The sequence below is a fragment of the Nonomuraea rosea genome, assembly GCF_039539705.1.
GTDB classification, from domain to species: domain Bacteria; phylum Actinomycetota; class Actinomycetes; order Streptosporangiales; family Streptosporangiaceae; genus Nonomuraea; species Nonomuraea rosea.
In genome coordinates this window covers 211,310-226,802 of the sequence record NZ_BAABDQ010000013.1, presented here as the reverse complement: position 1 = coordinate 226,802, position 15,493 = coordinate 211,310, and the positions used below count along the sequence as shown (strand labels likewise).

Genomic DNA, 15,493 nt, shown 5'->3' with positions numbered 1-15,493 from the left:
CTCACCGTACTAGCAGGATCTTGCCGACGTGCTCTCCCGAATCCAACATTCGGTGTGCTTCGGCGGCCTCGCTCATGGGCAGCTCCGCGTGCACCACGGGACGCACGGCCCCCGCCGCGACCAGCGGCCAGACGTTGTCCACGACGCTGCGGACGATCACGCCCTTCTCGTCCACCGGGCGCGAGCGCAGGGCCGTGGCGTGGACGGCGGCGCGCTTGGCGAGCATGGCGCCGAGATCGATCTCGGCCTTGATGCCGCCCTGCAGCCCGATGATCACGAGCCGGCCGCCGGTGCGCAGCGCGCGTATGTTCCCCGCCAGGTATTTGGCGCCCATGATGTCGAGGATGACGTCGGCGGTCACCTTGCCGGCGAAGTCCTCCTCGCGGTAGTTGATCGCCTCGTCGGCGCCCAACTCCTTGACGCGCGCGGCCTTGGCGTCGGAGCCGACGGTCGTCACCACGTACGAGCCGAGTGTCTTGGCGAGCTGCACCGCGAACGTGCCGATCCCGCTCGCACCGCCGTGCACCAGCAGCGTCTCGCCCTTGCGCAGCCGCCCGACCATGAACACGTTGGACCACACCGTGCACGCCACCTCGGGCAGCGCCGCGGCCTGATGCAGCGGCACCCCGTCGGGCACGGGCATGACCTGTTGCCAGGGCACGACTACGCGCTCGGCGTAACCGCCGCCGGCGAGCAGCGCGCAGACCTCGTCGCCGGCCGTGAAGTGCTCGACGTCCTCCCCGACCGCGGCCACCACGCCGGCGACCTCCAGCCCCAAGTACGGGGGCGCGCCGGGCGGCGGGGCGTAGAACCCCTGCCGTTGCAGGACGTCCGCGCGATTCACGCCGGCGGCGGTGACGTCGATGAGCACGTCTCCCCGCTCGACCTGCGGCTCGGGCACCTCGTGCCACTCCAGCACCTCGGGGCCGCCCGGCTCGGTGATCTCAATGGCTCGCATGCGAACCACGGTAGCGGGGCAAAGAACTTGTGGGTTGCCGGGCTGCGCGGTCACCCAGGGCGATAATCTGCAATGTATTTGCTGCCCCTTTAGACCCACCCGAGGGGGAACACGGTGGCAAGACACGATCGAGAAGAATCGCTCGAGGAACAGCTCGCCTGGCTAGACGCGATCAAGGAGACGGAGGAAGTCCCCGTCCCTGTCAGCGCCTCGGCTGCTTCCGCCGACGAGCCGATCGCCTCGCCGTACCCTCAGGACCCCTGGTCGCTGGTGCCCACGCAGCACGACACGCCGACGCCGCCGCTGTTCCGCGCCGCCGTCGACTCCGTGTACGGCGCCGCGGCGGCCGACGACCTCCCCGAGGGGGAGAGCGAGGCCGCGGAGTGGCTCGGCACGGCCGGGACGAAGCAGGAGCCGGCGGCTCCCGCGCCCAGCAGGGACGAGCTGGAGGACCCCTTCCTGGCGCCGCTCAAGCCGCTGCCGCGCCTGGACGACACCGACACCTACGCGCTGACGTTCACCGCGCCGGAGACCAAGCAGCCCGAGACCAAGCAGCAGGACACCAAGCAGCAGGACGCCGAGCAGCCGGAGAGCAAGCAGCCGGAGGCCAGGCAGCCGGATTCGGATGCCAGGCAGCCGGACGAGCCTGACGCCGCCGAGAAGGGCGACAAGCCGGGCGAGGTCAAGGAGACGGCCGAGTCGTCCTGGCCGGCGGCCGTGGAGAAGGCGGCGGCGCGGCAGGAGGCCCCTGCGAAGGAGCGGGCCGAGGAGGAGGCGCGCGACCCGTGGTCGGACACCCTCCCGAGGAGCGAGCGCCCGCAGTGGGCCGTGCCCGAGGCGCAGCAGGCCGAGCCTGAGAAGCCCTCCTGGGCGGCCGAGCAGGACAAGAAGCCGTCGTGGGGGACCGATCCGGAGAAGACGCCGGAGAAGGCCTGGGGGGCCGAGCCGGACAAGCGGCCCTCGTGGGGCGACTCCGAGCAGCGGGATGAGCCCGAGGACCGTTCCCGGCGCGAGGAGCCCAGCGAGCTGCCCCATTGGGGCGAGCCAGAAAGCCACCCGAACTGGTCCGAGCCTGAGAGCCACCCGAACTGGTCCGAGACCGAGACCCGCCCGAATTGGGACGTGCCCGGCGAGCGGCTTCACTGGGCCGAGCGCGACGAGCATCCTCTGGAGCGCCCGCAAGAGCGGGCCCATGAGCGGGTGCAGGAGCAGCAGGCCCAAGAGCAGGAGCAGGCCCAAGAGCGGGTGCAGCAGCGGCCCCAGGAGCGGCTTCAGTGGAGTGATCCCGAAGACCGCCCCCAATGGACGGATCCGCTCCGGCAGGACCGCCCCCAGTGGCCCGAGCACCAGGAATGGCGGCCCGCCGAGCGCGAGATCCCGCCTCCGCACGTACCGGAGCCGCAGCAGCAGCTTGAGCGCCCGCCGCACCACGAGGAACCACCGCGGCCACGACGTCGTCCCGCGCCGGTGCCGGTGTTCACCGCGTCGCCCAGGCCGCCGGTCACCGGCCGGCCGACCGCGGAGAGCCTGGATCCGGAGTCCCTGCTACGCGGACGGCGAAACGCCCCCTCCAAGGGCTGGCGCCGCATGATCTACAAGGCGTCGGGCGGCTGGATCAAGCCCGGCGAGCCACCGGAGGTCCGCCGCCGCCGCGAGCTGGTGGCCAGGGCCCGCACCCCGGTGACCGCGGGGCACCACCGCGTGGCGGTGCTGAGCCTGAAGGGCGGCGTGGGCAAGACCACGACCACGGTGGGCCTCGGCGCCACCCTGGCCCAGATGCGCGGCGACCGTGTCATCGCCGTGGACGCGAACCCCGACAGGGGCACCCTGTCCGACAAGCTCGTCCTGGAGACCTCGGCCACCGTGCGCGACCTGCTCAACGAACGTGAGCAGGTCAAGCGCTACGTCGACATCAGGGCGTTCACCTCGCAGGCGGGCTCGCGGCTGGAGGTGCTCGCGTCCGACCGCGACCCCTCGGTCTCCGAGGCGTTCAGCGGGGCCGACTACCAGGCCGTCTCCCAGGTGCTGGAGAACTTCTACTCGATCTGCCTCACCGACTGCGGCACAGGCCTGCTGCACTCCGCCATGGGCGGCGTGCTGGGGCTCGCCGACCAGATCGTGCTGGTCAGCTCCCCGTCGGTGGACGGCGCCAGAGCCGCCTCCGCGACGCTCGACTGGCTGGAGGCGCACCACTACGGCGATCTGGTGAAGGCGGCGACCGTGGTGCTGTGCAGCGTCAGGCCGCGGTCGAAGTCGGCGGTCGACATCAAGAAGCTGGAGGCCCACTTCGCCGCCAGGTGCCGTGCGGTGATCCGGGTGCCCTACGACCCGCATCTGGAGGAGGGCGCGGAGATCGACCTCGACCGGCTCCAGGAGTCGACCAGGGAGGCCTACCTGCAGCTCGCCGCCAGCGTGGGCGACGGGTTCGCGGGCATTCACGAGTGAGCGGAGGGTGTGGGATTCGAACCCACGAGGCCATCGCTGACCTGGCCGCTTTCAAGGCGGCTGCACTCGTCCACTATGCGAACCCTCCTGTGCGGAAACCACGATAGCGGCTGTCGTGACAGGGGTGTACGTTCAGGAGGTGGCGGATCTCAACGTCGAGGTGGAGCGCGGCGACTCCGTCGCGCTCGTGCGAGTGGACGGCGACCTCGACAAGCTCACGGCGCCCCTGCTGAAAGACTGCCTGGCCAGGCTGTTCGCGGAGGGGCGGGTGCAGGTGGTGATCGACACGGCCGAGCTGGAGTTCTGTGATTCCAGTGGTCTGTGGGTGCTGGTGGAGCACCAGCGCAGGATCACCGAGCACGCCGGGTCCTTACGCCTCGTGGGCGTGCACGGGGTCCTGCAGCGCGTCCTCGACGTGACGGGACTCAAGGCCGCCTTCGACAGCGTGATCCCCGCCGAGCTCTGAAACGGCCGATCCCGGGCGCTCCCCGCGCGCGTCCCGCGCGTTCGCGCGACGCGTGACCTCGCCCGCATGACGCGTGACCTCGCCCGCCCGCTGACACCGCGGGCCAACCCGCTCGCCGCCCGCTAAGCGCCGAGTTGCGACAGCAGCCACTTGGGGCCGGCGGTCTCGGCTCCCAGCGCCGCCACCCGCTCCTTCAGCCCCCGGTCCGCCGTGACGACGACCACGCGCTCCCACGGCCTGGCCTGACGCACGACGTCGACGATCGCGTCGTCGCCGCTGCCCGTGGCGGCCACCACCTGGATCCCCGTCGCGGTGGGCGCGCTCCTGGCGGCGCCCTCCACGACCGCCACCACCCTCGGGAACCACTGCGCCAGCACCGGATGCGTCAGCCGCAGCCGCGACACGGCCTCGATCAGCCGGGTCGCCGCCCCGAGCCGGTCGCGCCACCATCCGTGCTCCGCCCTGGCGCCGACGATGTTGGCCACGTCGAGCACGATGGTCTCCGGCGTGATGGCGCCCTGGACCTGGCTCCAGGTGGCCGCGAAGCCCGGATGCAGCTTGCGCGCGGCGACCTCGGGCAGCGCCAGCCAGCGCAGCTCGGTGCTCTCGCTGTTGGCGGGCGCCGCGGCCAGCAGCTCGGCCGACTCGGCGATCACCGTCTCGAACGCCCACCCGCCGTGGTCGTCGAGGTAGACCCCCTGCACCCGCAGCCCTTCGCCGCCGAGCGCCGCCTCCTCGTAGGCCTCGCGCAACGCGCTGGTGACTGCGTCCTCGTGGCTGTCGCGCGCTCCGCCGGGCAGCCCCCAGGTGCCGCCATGATGGCTCCACCAGGAACGCTTCTGCATGAGCACGTACGGGACGCCCAGGTCGTCATGGTGCACGATGAGGAGCCCGGAAGCTCCGTGGATGCCCCAGTGCCTGTGTCCTTGGGAGCACTCGGCCCAGCCGTCGCCGTCCTTAGCCACCATGAGGGGATTCTCTCAGCCTCCGCCCTTGCTGAAATGCTGGAAGTCCTTGGTGCCCGACCAGGAGCCGCCCCACTCCCAGCCGACCTGGGCGAAGGCCCTGACGACCTTGTCTCCAGGATTAATAACACCTTTGCCCTTCATTGGGCGTTTGGTGTACTTTTTGGCATTTTGGTGCGCAGTGCTCCCACTTGCGGTGACATATGGGTTCTCGCGGGGATTGAGGTCTATTGCTTCCCCGTACGCGTGATTCGACCAATTGCTCGACCCGGTCGCAGGACGGCAGTTGAAGGCCGAGGTGTTGTCCACGTCGATGGAGTCGTAGTCGTCGCCCTTGTAGACGTCCACCAGCTTCATCTGCCTGATCGGCCAGCGCCAGTCGTACAGCTTCCTGAAGACCGTCACCACGTCGTCGGTCACCGTCTTGCGCACGACCAGCTCACCGGTGTGCGGCTTGTCGTCGAAGCCCCAGTAGGACATCGTGATCAGCCGCAGGTCCTGGTAGTGGACGGGGCAGCCGGGGCGCCAGGAGTAGCGCAGGCGCTCCCGCTTGATCGAGGTGACCTTGGCGCTGAACGCGGGCGGCGCGGTGGCACTGGGCGTGGCGGTGCCCGGGGCCGTCGTGGCCGGCGTGAACGTGGCCGAGGCAGGGACGGACGCGGGCGATTCGGGCGGCTGGTTGGCGGACGCAGACGTCGCGGGCGACGCGACCGGGTCTCCGGCGCCGCACGAAACGGACGCGAGCACCACGAACGCCATGGCGGCAGCACGTTTCATCTCGCCACCATATGCGACGTCCCGCCAGGTCACGGGACTATCAATACGGTGCGGCGAGCACGTTTCGCCAGGCCGACGGCCACCGAGCCGCCCAAGGAGCACCACGAGTGGCGCGAGCGGCCCACCACGATGGCGTCGGCCATGTACGCGCTGGCCAGCGTCTCCAGCTCACGCGCCGTGTCACCACGCACGCTGACGAACTGCCAGGGCACCCCCGCGCCCCGGAGCTCGTCACGAAGGTCCTCCGCCAGGTCCGCCCCCGAGTCCGGGATGATCGGCGACCCGGCGAAGAACCACAGGGAGGCGCTGTTCAGCGACTCCACGAAGGCGACGAGCAACGCGGCGTTGTCCCGGCGGGCGAGCCCGGCCGCGTACGCGAGTGCGTTGCGGCTCGGGTCCGACCCGTCGAAGCCCACCACGAGCAGGCCGGCGCCATCCTTGCCGATCTCGAACTGACCGGCGGGGAGCCTGCCTGCCAGCGGCTCCCACTGCGGGTCTGTGCCACCGCCCAACACGGCATGTCTCGCGTCAGGCGTCGGCGTGCTTGCCGCGGCGGGCCAGCTCGCGCAGGGTGTCGGCCGCGTAGACCACCAGGGCGGCGAACGAGAGCGCGGCGATCGATCCGCCGAGCCACAGGTCGTTGATCGTCGCGTCCACGTAGGCGGCGCCCCGGGTCTGGTAGCCGACCGCGAACGGTGCGGCGACCAGCCACAGGCCCGCCAGGAACAGGACGACGAGGGCGGACACGCCCAGCTTGGCCTTCATCGGGTCTCCTCCACTCCGACCAGGGAAGTCCTGCCGTTCTGGCGGTGCTCGCCACCGGTCCTGTCGACCTTGTTCATGTCCTCGCGCAGTGCCTCGACGAGCGGCGCGAGCAGGCTGGCCAGCTCGGCGGACGACGCCTGCGGCGCGGGGACGGCCACGGGCTCGGGCTCCGGCTCGACCTTGCGCGGCTTCACGACGACCAGTCCGCGGGTCACCAGCTCCTCGTGGATGGCGAGCGCGAACGCCACCGCGCCCACGAGGCCCACGACCGCCAGGCCGAGACCGGTGAAGAACTGGGACTGCGTGGCGTTCGTCCAGTCGGCGTCCTCCGGCTGGGTGCCGAGGGCGAAGGGCGCGATCATCTGCCACAGCCCGGCCAGGACGGCCAGGGCCGCCGCGACGGCGCCCACAAACTTGCGAATCATTGTGTGATTCCTCCTGTTACGAGGTCTTTCTGCGGTGGCGTGGCCTGCGCGATCAGCGCGCGCGAGGTGGGCCGCAGCACGTTGTGCGCGACCGACCTAGCCCGCTCACGCTCTGTGCGGTCGTCGGGCGGCGCCATCTTGGCCACCGCGGTCAGCAGGGCGGAGCGCTCCCCGTTCACCCGCTCGATGCGCTGGGCGACGAGCTCCAGCAGCAGGCCGGCCAGGACCAGGTCGTCCTTGCTGAGCGGCTGCTGCGGCTCCGGCGGCGGCGTCGTGGCGCCGCGCAGCGGCAGCTCCTTGAGGAACAGCGTGGCCACGAACCCGAGCAGCGCGATGGGCACGCCCACCATGAACACGGTCTCCAGGCCCCGCGTGAACGACTCCAGCACGATGTGCTTGATCGGCTCCGGCAGCTGCTGGATGGCTCCGGGGCTGCCGAGCTTGAAGTCCGCGCCGCCGCCGGGCAGGTTGAGACCGGCGGCCGTGGCCAGCTCGACCATCTCGTCCTTGAGGCGGCTCGTCAGGATCGCGCCGAACGCGGCCACGCCCACGGCGCCGCCGAGCGAGCGGAAGAACGAGACGCCGGCCGTGGTGGAGGCCATGTCGCGGATCTCGGAGCCGTTCTGGGCGGCCAGGATGAGCATCTGCATGGACAGGCCGAGACCGGTGCCCAGCACCGCCACGTCCAGGCCGATGAGCCATTCGCTGGAGTCCACGTGCAGCCTGGACAGCAGGAACAGCCCGACGGCCACGATCAGCAGGCCCGCGACCGGGAAGATCTTCCACTTGCCGGTCTTCGTGACGATCTTGCCGGAGATCACACCGGCCAGGAACAGCGCCACCACCATGGGCAGCGTCATCAGACCCGAGTTCGTCGGGCTGAGGCCCTTGACGATCTGCAGGTATTGAGGCAGGTAGATCATCGCGCCGAACATCGCCATGCCGACGAACAGCGAGGCGAGGCTGGTGAGCACGAACGTGGGGTTGCGGAACATCCGCGGCGGCAGGATCGGGTTACGCGCGGTCCGCTCGGACAGCACCGCCAGAGCCAGCATGAGCAGGGCCGTCGCGGCCAGGAAGTAGGTCCAGAACGAGTTCCACTCGAACTGGTTGCCACCGAACGTCAGCAACAGCATCAACGCGCTCGCGCTGGCCGTGATCGTCGTCGCGCCCCAGATGTCGATCGAGGTGTTGCGCTTGATCTTCGGTAGCTTCAGCACCTTCTGGATCACGATGAAGGACACCAGCGCGAACGGCACGACCACGTAGAAGCACCAGCGCCAGCCGAGCCAGTCGCTGTCCACGATGAAGCCGCCGAGCAGCGGTCCCGCGACCGTGGAGATCCCGAAGACCGCGCCCATGTAGCCGGAGTACCGGCCACGCTCGCGGGGCGAGACGATGTCCCCCAGGATCACCTGCGCAAGGGCCGACAAACCACCCACACCCAGGCCCTGTACGGCACGTGCGGCGATGAGCTGCCCCATGTCCTGGGACAGGCCGGCCACCAGTGAGGCCGCGACGAACAGCCCCAAGGCGGTCTGGAAGAGCAGCTTGCGTCCGAACAGGTCGGACAGCTTGCCCCACAACGGCGTGGACACCGTCATCGTCAGCATGGTGGCGCTCGCCACCCATGAGTACTGGTCCTGACCGCCGAGCTCTCCCACGATCGTCGGCAACGCGGTGCCCACCACGGAAGTCGAGATCATCGACGTGAGCATCGCGAGCATCAGCCCGGACATGACCTCGAGGATTTCGCGGTGGGAGTAGTGCTGCCTCGCGGGAGATGCGGTCTGTGCCTGGGCTACCAAGACACCACATCCCCTTCTTACAGTCCGATCAGACCCATTCTTTACAGTTTGATCAGGTTGAGTATACGCGCGTTTACTAGCCGCGCGGCAAGTGGGGGTTCGTTCAGTAGAGTGCGGGCATGGAAGCCCAGGTGACGGAGGCCCGGCCGCGCGACCGTGAGGCCACCCGGGAGCGGATCCTCCAGGCTGCCCGCACCCTGTTCGGCGAGCGGGGTTACGAACGCGTGACCGTGCGCATGATCGCCGGCGCGGCCGAGGCCAACGTGGCGCTGGTGGGGCGCTATTTCGGCTCGAAGGCCGGCCTCTTCGGGGCGGTGCTGCAGGGTGAGCCGACCTTCAGTGCGCTGTTCGACGGCGACAGGGAAGGGCTGCCGCGGCGGCTGGCCGAATACGCGGCCGAGCGCATGCAGCATCCGCCCGACAGCCCGATCCTGCGCGCTCTCGAACGTTCCGCGGGACATCCCGAGGTGCAGGGCGTGGCCCGCGAGCGCCTGATGACGGCCGTGCTCAACCCGCTGGCCGAGCATCTGGAGGGTCCTGACGCGTACGCCAGGGCCCGCATGGCCACGTCGTTCTTCCTGGGCATCGGCGCCACGCGCCACCGGCTCGGCCCCCAGCCGCCCACGCCGGCCGACGTCGACCGGCTGACCGCGATCTTCGAGGCGTGCCTGGCCGAGTGAAAGTTTCACCCGCCATGAGGGCTTGACCTGCGGTGGCGGCGTGGGAAGCGATCGGAGGTCTTTGAGCGGGCAGTAGCGGCTACCTACCATCCGGAGTGCCGGTGGGAGCGCTCCCACACGACGGACGGAGAGAAATTTCATGTCTCGCAGAAGGCCCACGTTGGCGGTGCTCCTCGCGGCGGCCGCCATGGCCGCGGCGGGCGCGGTCGTCCTCGCCTCCTCCACCGCACAGGCCGCCGACTCCGCTTTCTACGTGGATCCGCAGACGAACGCCGCCAAGTGGGTGGCGGCGAACCCCGGCGACAGTCGTACCGCGGTGATCAGGGACAGGGTCGCGGCCGTCCCGCAGGGCCGGTGGTTCGCGACGTACAACCCGGCCACCGTGCGCAGCCAGGTCGACGCGTACGTGGGCGCGGCCGCGGCGGCCGGCAAGATCCCGATCATGGCCGTCTACGACATGCCGAACCGCGACTGCGGCGGCGCCAGCGCGGGCGGCGCGCCCGACCACGCCGCCTACCGTGCCTGGATCGACCAGATCGCGGCCGGTCTGGGCGGCAGGGCGGCGACGATCGTCCTCGAACCCGACGCCCTGGCCATCATGACCAACTGCATGAACGCCGCCCAGCAGGCTGAGGTGAAGGCGTCCATGGCCTACGCGGGCAAGAAGCTCAAGGGGACGTCCGCGCAGGTCAAGGTGTTCTTCGACATCGGGCACGACGCCTGGCTGTCCGCCTCGGAAGCCGCCTCCAGGCTGACCGGCGCGGACGTGGCCAACAGCGCCGACGGCATCGCGGTCAACACCTCCAACTACCGCGCCACCTCCGGGCTGGTGTCGTACGCGAAGAGCGTCATCGCGGCGACCGGCGTGTCCCGGCTGAAGGCCGTCATCGACACCAGCCGCAACGGCAACGGCCCCGCGGGCAGCGAGTGGTGCGACCCGGCGGGCCGCGCCACGGGCATCTGGAGCACCACGAACACGGGTGACGCCGCGATCGACTCCTACCTGTGGGTCAAGCCGCCCGGCGAGGCGGACGGATGCATCGCGGGAGCGGGCCAGTTCGTGCCGCAGCGGGCGTACGACCTGGCCGTCGCCGCACCCCAGCCCACGGTGAGCCCGACGGTGACGCCGACGGTCACCCCGACCGTGACCCCGACCACCGGACCGGCGGGCTGCACCGCGGCCTACAAGCTGACCGGCCAGTGGCAGGGCGGCTTCCAGGGTGAGGTCACCGTGAAGAACACGGGCTCATCCGCCATCGGCGGCTGGAAGGTCGGCTGGACGCTCCCGAACGGCCAGACGATCGCGCAGCTCTGGAACGGCACCCTCGCCGGCACCGGCAGCACGGTCACGGTCACGAACCTCAACTGGAACGGCGCCCTGACCGCGGGCGCGACCGCCACGTTCGGCTTCCTCGGCAACTCCACCGGGCAGAACAGCACGCCGTCCGCGATCACCTGCACCGCCTCCTGACACGGGAGAACCCCTGCGGGCCGATCCGGCTCGCAGGGGCGTTTCGGTGGAGTACGTGAAATAACGCAGGCTTCATCACTGTTGCACAGAGCCAGGTCACACCGCTCTTCGAAAGGCGCGCACCCATGGCTCTGCCGTTGTCCATCCTTGATCTGGCGCACATCGGCGAGGGCGAGACGGCGAGTGACAGCTTCACCGCCAGCGTGGCCCTGGCCCAGCGGGCCGAGGAGCTCGGATACCGGCGGATCTGGTACGCCGAGCACCACAACATGTCGAGCATCGCGTCCTCGGCGACCAGCGTGCTGATCGCGCACATCGCCGCTCACACCCGGACGATCCGCCTCGGAGCGGGCGGCGTCATGCTCCCGAACCACGCCCCGCTCACCATCGCGGAGCAGTTCGGCACCCTGGAGACGCTGCATCCCGGGCGCATCGACCTCGGTCTCGGCCGGGCGCCGGGCAGTGACCAGCAGACCATGAGGGCGCTGCGCCGCTCGCCGGCGTCGGCGGACTCGTTCCCGCAGGACGTGCTGGAGCTGCAGGGCTACCTGGCGGGCGAGTCCCGCATCCCGGGCGTCGACGCCACGCCGGGCAAGGGCACGAACGTGCCGCTGTACCTCCTCGGCTCGTCCCTGTTCGGGGCCCAGCTCGCGGCCGCGCTCGGGCTGCCGTACGCGTTCGCCTCGCACTTCGCGCCCACCGCGCTGGAGGAGGCCGTCGCGCTCTACCGGCGCGAGTTCAAGCCGTCGGCGCAGCTCGATCGCCCGTACGTGTTCGCCGCGCTCAACGTGATCGCCGCGGACACGACGGAGGAGGCGCAGGAGCTGTTCCACGACGCCATGCGTTACCGGGTGACCAGGTTCCTCGGGCGCGGGCGCTCGTTCACGCCGGAGGAGGCCGACATGATCCTGGAGTCGCCGGCCGGTCAGCAGATCGCCCAGATGGCCAAATACTCCGCCGTGGGCGACCCGGTCGAGGTGCGGGACTATGTCGGCAAGTTCGCCGAGCACGCCCAGGCGGACGAGCTGATCGTGGTGTTCTCCGCGAGCGAGCGGAAGGCGTGGCTGCGCTCCGCCGAGCTGCTGGCCCAGGCGTACGGGCTGGGCGGCTGACAATCATGGCTCGTCCGGGGAGATCCACGGAGGCGGGCGCTCTCGTACGATAGGGGGGTGCACGGTCTTATTCGTTCCGTGTGGGACGAGCCCCGGCCGCCCAGCCCCCCGCCGCGGGTGTGGCGTGACTGGGCGCTCATGGGAGTGCTTCTTCTCGCCGCGGTGATCGAAGGCGCGGTGCGTCCCGATCTCCCGGCACGGGCGATCGCGGTGATCGTCACCGTCGGGCTGCTCCCCACGCTGCTGTGGCGCAGGACCAGGCCGCTGCGGATGATCGCGATCGTGTTCGCGACCACCAGCCTGTCGCCGCTGCTGACGGGCGGCGTGCGGCCGGAGACGTACACGCTGGCCTACCTGCTGATCCTGGTGTACGCGCTGTTCCGGTGGGGGTCGGGCCGCGAGGCCGTGACCGGGCTGGCCATCATGCTGGGCTCGCTGGCGATCTCGATGGCGTTCTACGACCTCCTCGTGTCCGACGCGCTCGCCGGGTTCACCGTGATGTTCTCGGCCCTCGCCCTGGGCGGGGCGCTGCGCTACCGGGCCAGGGCCCGCATGCGCGAGCTCGACCAGGTCAAGCTCCTCGAACGCGAGCAGCTTGCCCGCGATCTGCACGACACCGTCGCCCACCACGTGTCGGCGATGGCGATCCGCGCCCAGGCGGGGCTGGCGACCTCGGGCTCGCACCCGGACGCCGCGACCGACGCGCTGCGTGTGATCGAGGCCGAGGCGTCGCGCACGCTCGCCGAGATGCGCGCCATGGTCCGCGTCTTACGCCGCGACGAGCCCGCGGAGCTGGAGCCGGGCAAGCACATCGCCGATCTCGAACAGCTCGCCGGCCGGGTTCGCGTCGGCCCATCCGTACACGTGGAGATCTTCGGTGATCTGGACGATGTGCCCCCATCGGTGGGGGCCGCGATCTACCGCATCGCGCAGGAGTCGGTCACGAACGCGCGGCGGCACGCGCGGCACGCCACCCGCATCGAGGTCAACGTCGCCGCGGACGACAGCTCGGTGCGGCTGCGCGTGAGCGACGACGGCGACAGCAGCTCCACGCGCCCGGTGCCGTTCGGCTACGGCCTCATGGGCATGATCGAACGCGCCGGTCTGCTCGGCGGCACCTGCGAAGCGGGCCCGAACCCCGGCCGCGGCTGGACCGTGACCGCCGTGCTGCCCAGGGCCGGGATGGCGGCATGAGCATCCGGGTGGTCGTCGCCGACGACCAGGAGATCGCCCGCACCGGGCTCAGGATGATCCTCGACGCCCAGCCGGACATCGAGGTCGTCGGCGAGGCCGGTGACGGCGCGCGGGCCGTCGAGCTCGCGCGGCGGCTGCGCCCCGATGTGTGCCTGCTCGACATCCGCATGCCCAGGCTCGACGGCATCGAGGCCACCCGCTCGCTGGCCGGACCCGCGGTCGCCGACCCCATCGCCGTGGTGGTCATCACCACGTTCGACCTCGACGAGTACGTCTACGAGGCCCTGCGCGCGGGCGCCAGGGGCTTCCTGCTCAAGGACGCCGGCCCCGAGCTGCTCGGCCAGGCCGTCCGCGCGGCCGCCAACGGCGACGCGCTCATCGCGCCGAGCGTCACGGGCCGGCTGCTGGCGACGTTCGCCGGAGCCGGCGCCACACCACGGCCCGTGCAGCCCATCGAGGCGCTCACGGACCGGGAGGAGCAGATCCTCGCCACCGTGGCCCGCGGGCGGACCAACAGCGAGATCGCCCGTGAGCTGCACATCTCGCTCAGCACCGTCAAAAGCCATGTCGCGAACCTGATGACCAAGCTCGGCGTCCGCAACCGCGTCGAGATCGCCATGTGGGCCTACGAGACCAAGCGCATCAAGAGCTGATCCGATTACGGATGAACCATTCGGCCACGACGAGGTTGATCACCCAGGCCACGGCCATGAGCAGCGCCCTGCGCAGCTCGGCGGACTCCATGGGGATCAGCGAGCCGAGCGTGAGGGTCAGCGCCTGCGTGCCCGCGCCGAGGGCGATCGCGTAGCCGCGCATCATCCAGGCGCGGTGCCTGGCGAAGTCCCGCCGCCTGACCGCGGCGAATCCGAGCACGATGGACACGAACATGGCCGAGCCGAACACCAGCCGGATGCCGGTCAGGAGCGTGCCGTCGCCCGGGGGATGTGCATAGAACACGGTCATCCACAGGCCGGTGAGCGCCGCGATGAGCCCGCACGGGACCAGGATCCGCCCGGCGGTACGGTGCCAGCGCGGCCTGCGCCGCCGTAAGCCGGGCGCGAACTGGAAGGCGCCCAGCAGGCTGTAGGTGGTGACGGCGAAGATGTGCAGCACGACGGGCACGGGCGAGGCGAAGAACCGCGCGCTCTCCGGCGTGACCTCCCCGCCGGTGAGGTCGGTCAGCCGGATGGCGCCGCCGAGCGCGGGAACGACGCTGAGCACGATCAGAGCGGTGGGCACGAGCCAGGCCGCTCTGGAGGAGGTCACGGTCATGCCCCGATCGTGACCTGCGCGGGGGCGCCGGCTCATCGATAGAACGGCCCGAACGGAACCGGCCGATGGGCTGACGACGAGCTCGTACTTTCGGCTGTTAACGGGCGGGCGCCGTGTCATCACACTTCAGGACGTAGACCCCCACAGCGGATGAGGAGAAACGCGATGAAGGCCTTCGTCCTACGCTCGTACGGCCCGCCCGACGCCCTCGAACTCACCGAGGTCACCAAGCCGTCGCCCCGTGACGACGAGGTGCTGGTACGGGTGCGCGCCACCTCCGTCCAGCCCTACGACTGGCACCTCATGAGAGGCGAGCCGCGCATCGCCCGCCTGATGGGAGGTGGCCCCGGCCTGCTCAAGCCGAAGATCACCGTGCTCGGCGCGGACGTGGCGGGAGAGGTCGAGGCGGTCGGGAAGGACGTGACGGAGTTCGGCCCCGGTGACGAGGTGTTCGCGATGCCTTTGCAGGGCGGCTTCTCCGAGTACGTGTGCGTCAAGGAGAGCGATCTCGCCCCGAAGCCGGCGAGCCTGACGTTCGAGCAGGCGGCGGCGGTGCCCCTGGCGGCGGGCACGGCGCTGCTGGCCCTGCGCGACCAGGGCCGGCTCATGCCCGGGCAGCGGGTGCTGGTCAACGGCGCCTCCGGCGGGGTGGGCACGTTCGCCGTGCAGTTGGCCAAGGCGTTCGGCGCGCAGGTCACCGGCGTCTGCAGCACGCACAACGCCGACCTCGTCCGGTCTCTCGGCGCGGACGAGGTCGTCGACTACACCAAGGAGGACTTCACGCGCGGCGGAGAGCGCTACGAGCTGCTGGTGGACATGGCGGGCAGCCACTCCGGCTCGGCCTACCGCCGGGTGCTGACCCGTAAGGGGGCCCTGGTGGTCGTGGGCGGGCGGGGCAGCCGATGGCTGCAGCCCGCCGGCCACGCGTTCGCGATCCTGGGGGCCGGGCCGTTCGTCTCCCAGCGGATGGCGCTGGCGGACGTGGTCAGGTGCAAGGACACCAAGCGGAACCTGCTGACGCTGACCGAGCTCATCGAGGACGGCCGGATGACTCCGGTGATCGACCGGAGCTACCCGTTCGGCGAGATCCCCGCCGCCGTCCGGTATTCGGAGGAGGGGCACGCGCCCGGCAAGGTCGTCATCTCCTTCTGAGCC

Annotated in this window: 16 protein-coding genes and 1 tRNA gene; 8 read left to right on the top strand and 9 right to left on the bottom strand. The window is 70.5% G+C overall.

Going from position 1 to position 15,493, the window contains the following annotated elements:
• Position 1 precedes the first annotated feature (1 nt).
• Positions 2–958: an NAD(P)H-quinone oxidoreductase gene (locus tag ABEA43_RS29045; protein ID WP_345566682.1), complete on the bottom strand. Its 957-nt coding sequence runs from the start codon at positions 956–958 to the stop codon at positions 2–4.
• Positions 959–1,072: 114 nt separating this feature from the next.
• Between ABEA43_RS29045 and ABEA43_RS29040 the strand changes: the two genes are divergently transcribed.
• Entirely contained in the window at positions 1,073–3,403 is a 2,331-nt protein-coding gene (locus ABEA43_RS29040; protein ID WP_425570377.1) for a nucleotide-binding protein, read from the top strand.
• A gap of 1 nt (position 3,404) precedes the next feature.
• On the opposite strand, the gene ABEA43_RS29035 is transcribed toward ABEA43_RS29040, so the two are convergent.
• Positions 3,405–3,491 (bottom strand) — tRNA-Ser (locus ABEA43_RS29035).
• A 36-nt stretch (positions 3,492–3,527) separates the two neighbouring features.
• Between ABEA43_RS29035 and ABEA43_RS29030 the strand changes: the two genes are divergently transcribed.
• Entirely contained in the window at positions 3,528–3,869 is a 342-nt protein-coding gene (locus tag ABEA43_RS29030; protein WP_345566681.1) for an STAS domain-containing protein, read from the top strand.
• 122 nt (positions 3,870–3,991) lie between these two features.
• On the opposite strand, the gene ABEA43_RS29025 is transcribed toward ABEA43_RS29030, so the two are convergent.
• From ABEA43_RS29025 to ABEA43_RS29000, 6 genes are read right to left on the bottom strand one after another with little or no spacing between them, the layout of a single operon-like run.
• Positions 3,992–4,837, bottom strand: a complete 846-nt coding sequence (locus ABEA43_RS29025; RefSeq protein WP_345566680.1) for an NUDIX domain-containing protein — start codon at positions 4,835–4,837, stop codon at positions 3,992–3,994.
• 12 nt (positions 4,838–4,849) lie between these two features.
• Positions 4,850–5,611, bottom strand: coding sequence for a M15 family metallopeptidase (locus ABEA43_RS29020; protein ID WP_345566679.1), 762 nt, complete (start codon positions 5,609–5,611; stop codon positions 4,850–4,852).
• Positions 5,612–5,640: 29 nt separating this feature from the next.
• The gene (locus tag ABEA43_RS29015; RefSeq protein WP_345566678.1) at positions 5,641–6,123 is read right to left on the bottom strand and encodes a universal stress protein; all 483 of its coding nucleotides are present in this window, start codon (positions 6,121–6,123) and stop codon (positions 5,641–5,643) included.
• 16 nt (positions 6,124–6,139) lie between these two features.
• Positions 6,140–6,376 (bottom strand): hypothetical protein, encoded by a 237-nt coding sequence (locus tag ABEA43_RS29010; RefSeq protein ID WP_345566677.1) that lies wholly within the window; start codon positions 6,374–6,376, stop codon positions 6,140–6,142.
• On the bottom strand, positions 6,373–6,801 hold the full coding sequence (locus ABEA43_RS29005; protein WP_345566676.1) for a hypothetical protein: 429 nt from the start codon (positions 6,799–6,801) through the stop codon (positions 6,373–6,375). The genes ABEA43_RS29010 and ABEA43_RS29005 overlap by 4 nt, the downstream gene beginning before the upstream one ends.
• Positions 6,798–8,540 carry an MDR family MFS transporter gene (locus ABEA43_RS29000; protein ID WP_425570376.1) on the bottom strand — a complete coding sequence of 581 codons (1,743 nt, stop codon included), beginning with the start codon at positions 8,538–8,540 and terminating at the stop codon, positions 6,798–6,800. Before ABEA43_RS29000 ends, ABEA43_RS29005 begins: the two co-directional genes overlap by 4 nt.
• Positions 8,541–8,728: 188 nt before the next feature.
• Between ABEA43_RS29000 and ABEA43_RS28995 the strand changes: the two genes are divergently transcribed.
• The 5 genes from ABEA43_RS28995 to ABEA43_RS28975 all read left to right on the top strand — a co-directional run bounded on the left by ABEA43_RS28995 (position 8,729) and on the right by ABEA43_RS28975 (position 13,719).
• A complete protein-coding gene (locus ABEA43_RS28995; protein WP_345566674.1) occupies positions 8,729–9,289 on the top strand; it encodes a TetR/AcrR family transcriptional regulator in 561 nt (186 codons plus the stop codon).
• A gap of 139 nt (positions 9,290–9,428) precedes the next feature.
• Positions 9,429–10,760: a glycoside hydrolase family 6 protein gene (locus ABEA43_RS28990; RefSeq protein ID WP_345566673.1), complete on the top strand. Its 1,332-nt coding sequence runs from the start codon at positions 9,429–9,431 to the stop codon at positions 10,758–10,760.
• A gap of 125 nt (positions 10,761–10,885) precedes the next feature.
• Positions 10,886–11,872 (top strand): LLM class flavin-dependent oxidoreductase, encoded by a 987-nt coding sequence (locus ABEA43_RS28985; protein ID WP_345566672.1) that lies wholly within the window; start codon positions 10,886–10,888, stop codon positions 11,870–11,872.
• A 57-nt stretch (positions 11,873–11,929) separates the two neighbouring features.
• A complete protein-coding gene (locus ABEA43_RS28980; RefSeq protein WP_345566671.1) occupies positions 11,930–13,066 on the top strand; it encodes a sensor histidine kinase in 1,137 nt (378 codons plus the stop codon).
• Entirely contained in the window at positions 13,063–13,719 is a 657-nt protein-coding gene (locus ABEA43_RS28975) for a response regulator (protein ID WP_345566670.1), read from the top strand. Before ABEA43_RS28980 ends, ABEA43_RS28975 begins: the two co-directional genes overlap by 4 nt.
• Here ABEA43_RS28975 and ABEA43_RS28970 read toward each other — a convergent pair.
• Positions 13,709–14,338 carry a DUF2306 domain-containing protein gene (locus ABEA43_RS28970; RefSeq protein ID WP_345566669.1) on the bottom strand — a complete coding sequence of 210 codons (630 nt, stop codon included), beginning with the start codon at positions 14,336–14,338 and terminating at the stop codon, positions 13,709–13,711. The two genes, ABEA43_RS28975 and ABEA43_RS28970, sit on opposite strands and share 11 nt — an antisense overlap.
• A gap of 165 nt (positions 14,339–14,503) precedes the next feature.
• Here ABEA43_RS28970 and ABEA43_RS28965 point away from each other — a divergent pair, with 165 nt between their 5' ends.
• Positions 14,504–15,490: an NAD(P)-dependent alcohol dehydrogenase gene (locus ABEA43_RS28965; RefSeq protein WP_345566668.1), complete on the top strand. Its 987-nt coding sequence runs from the start codon at positions 14,504–14,506 to the stop codon at positions 15,488–15,490.
• Positions 15,491–15,493 lie beyond the last annotated feature (3 nt).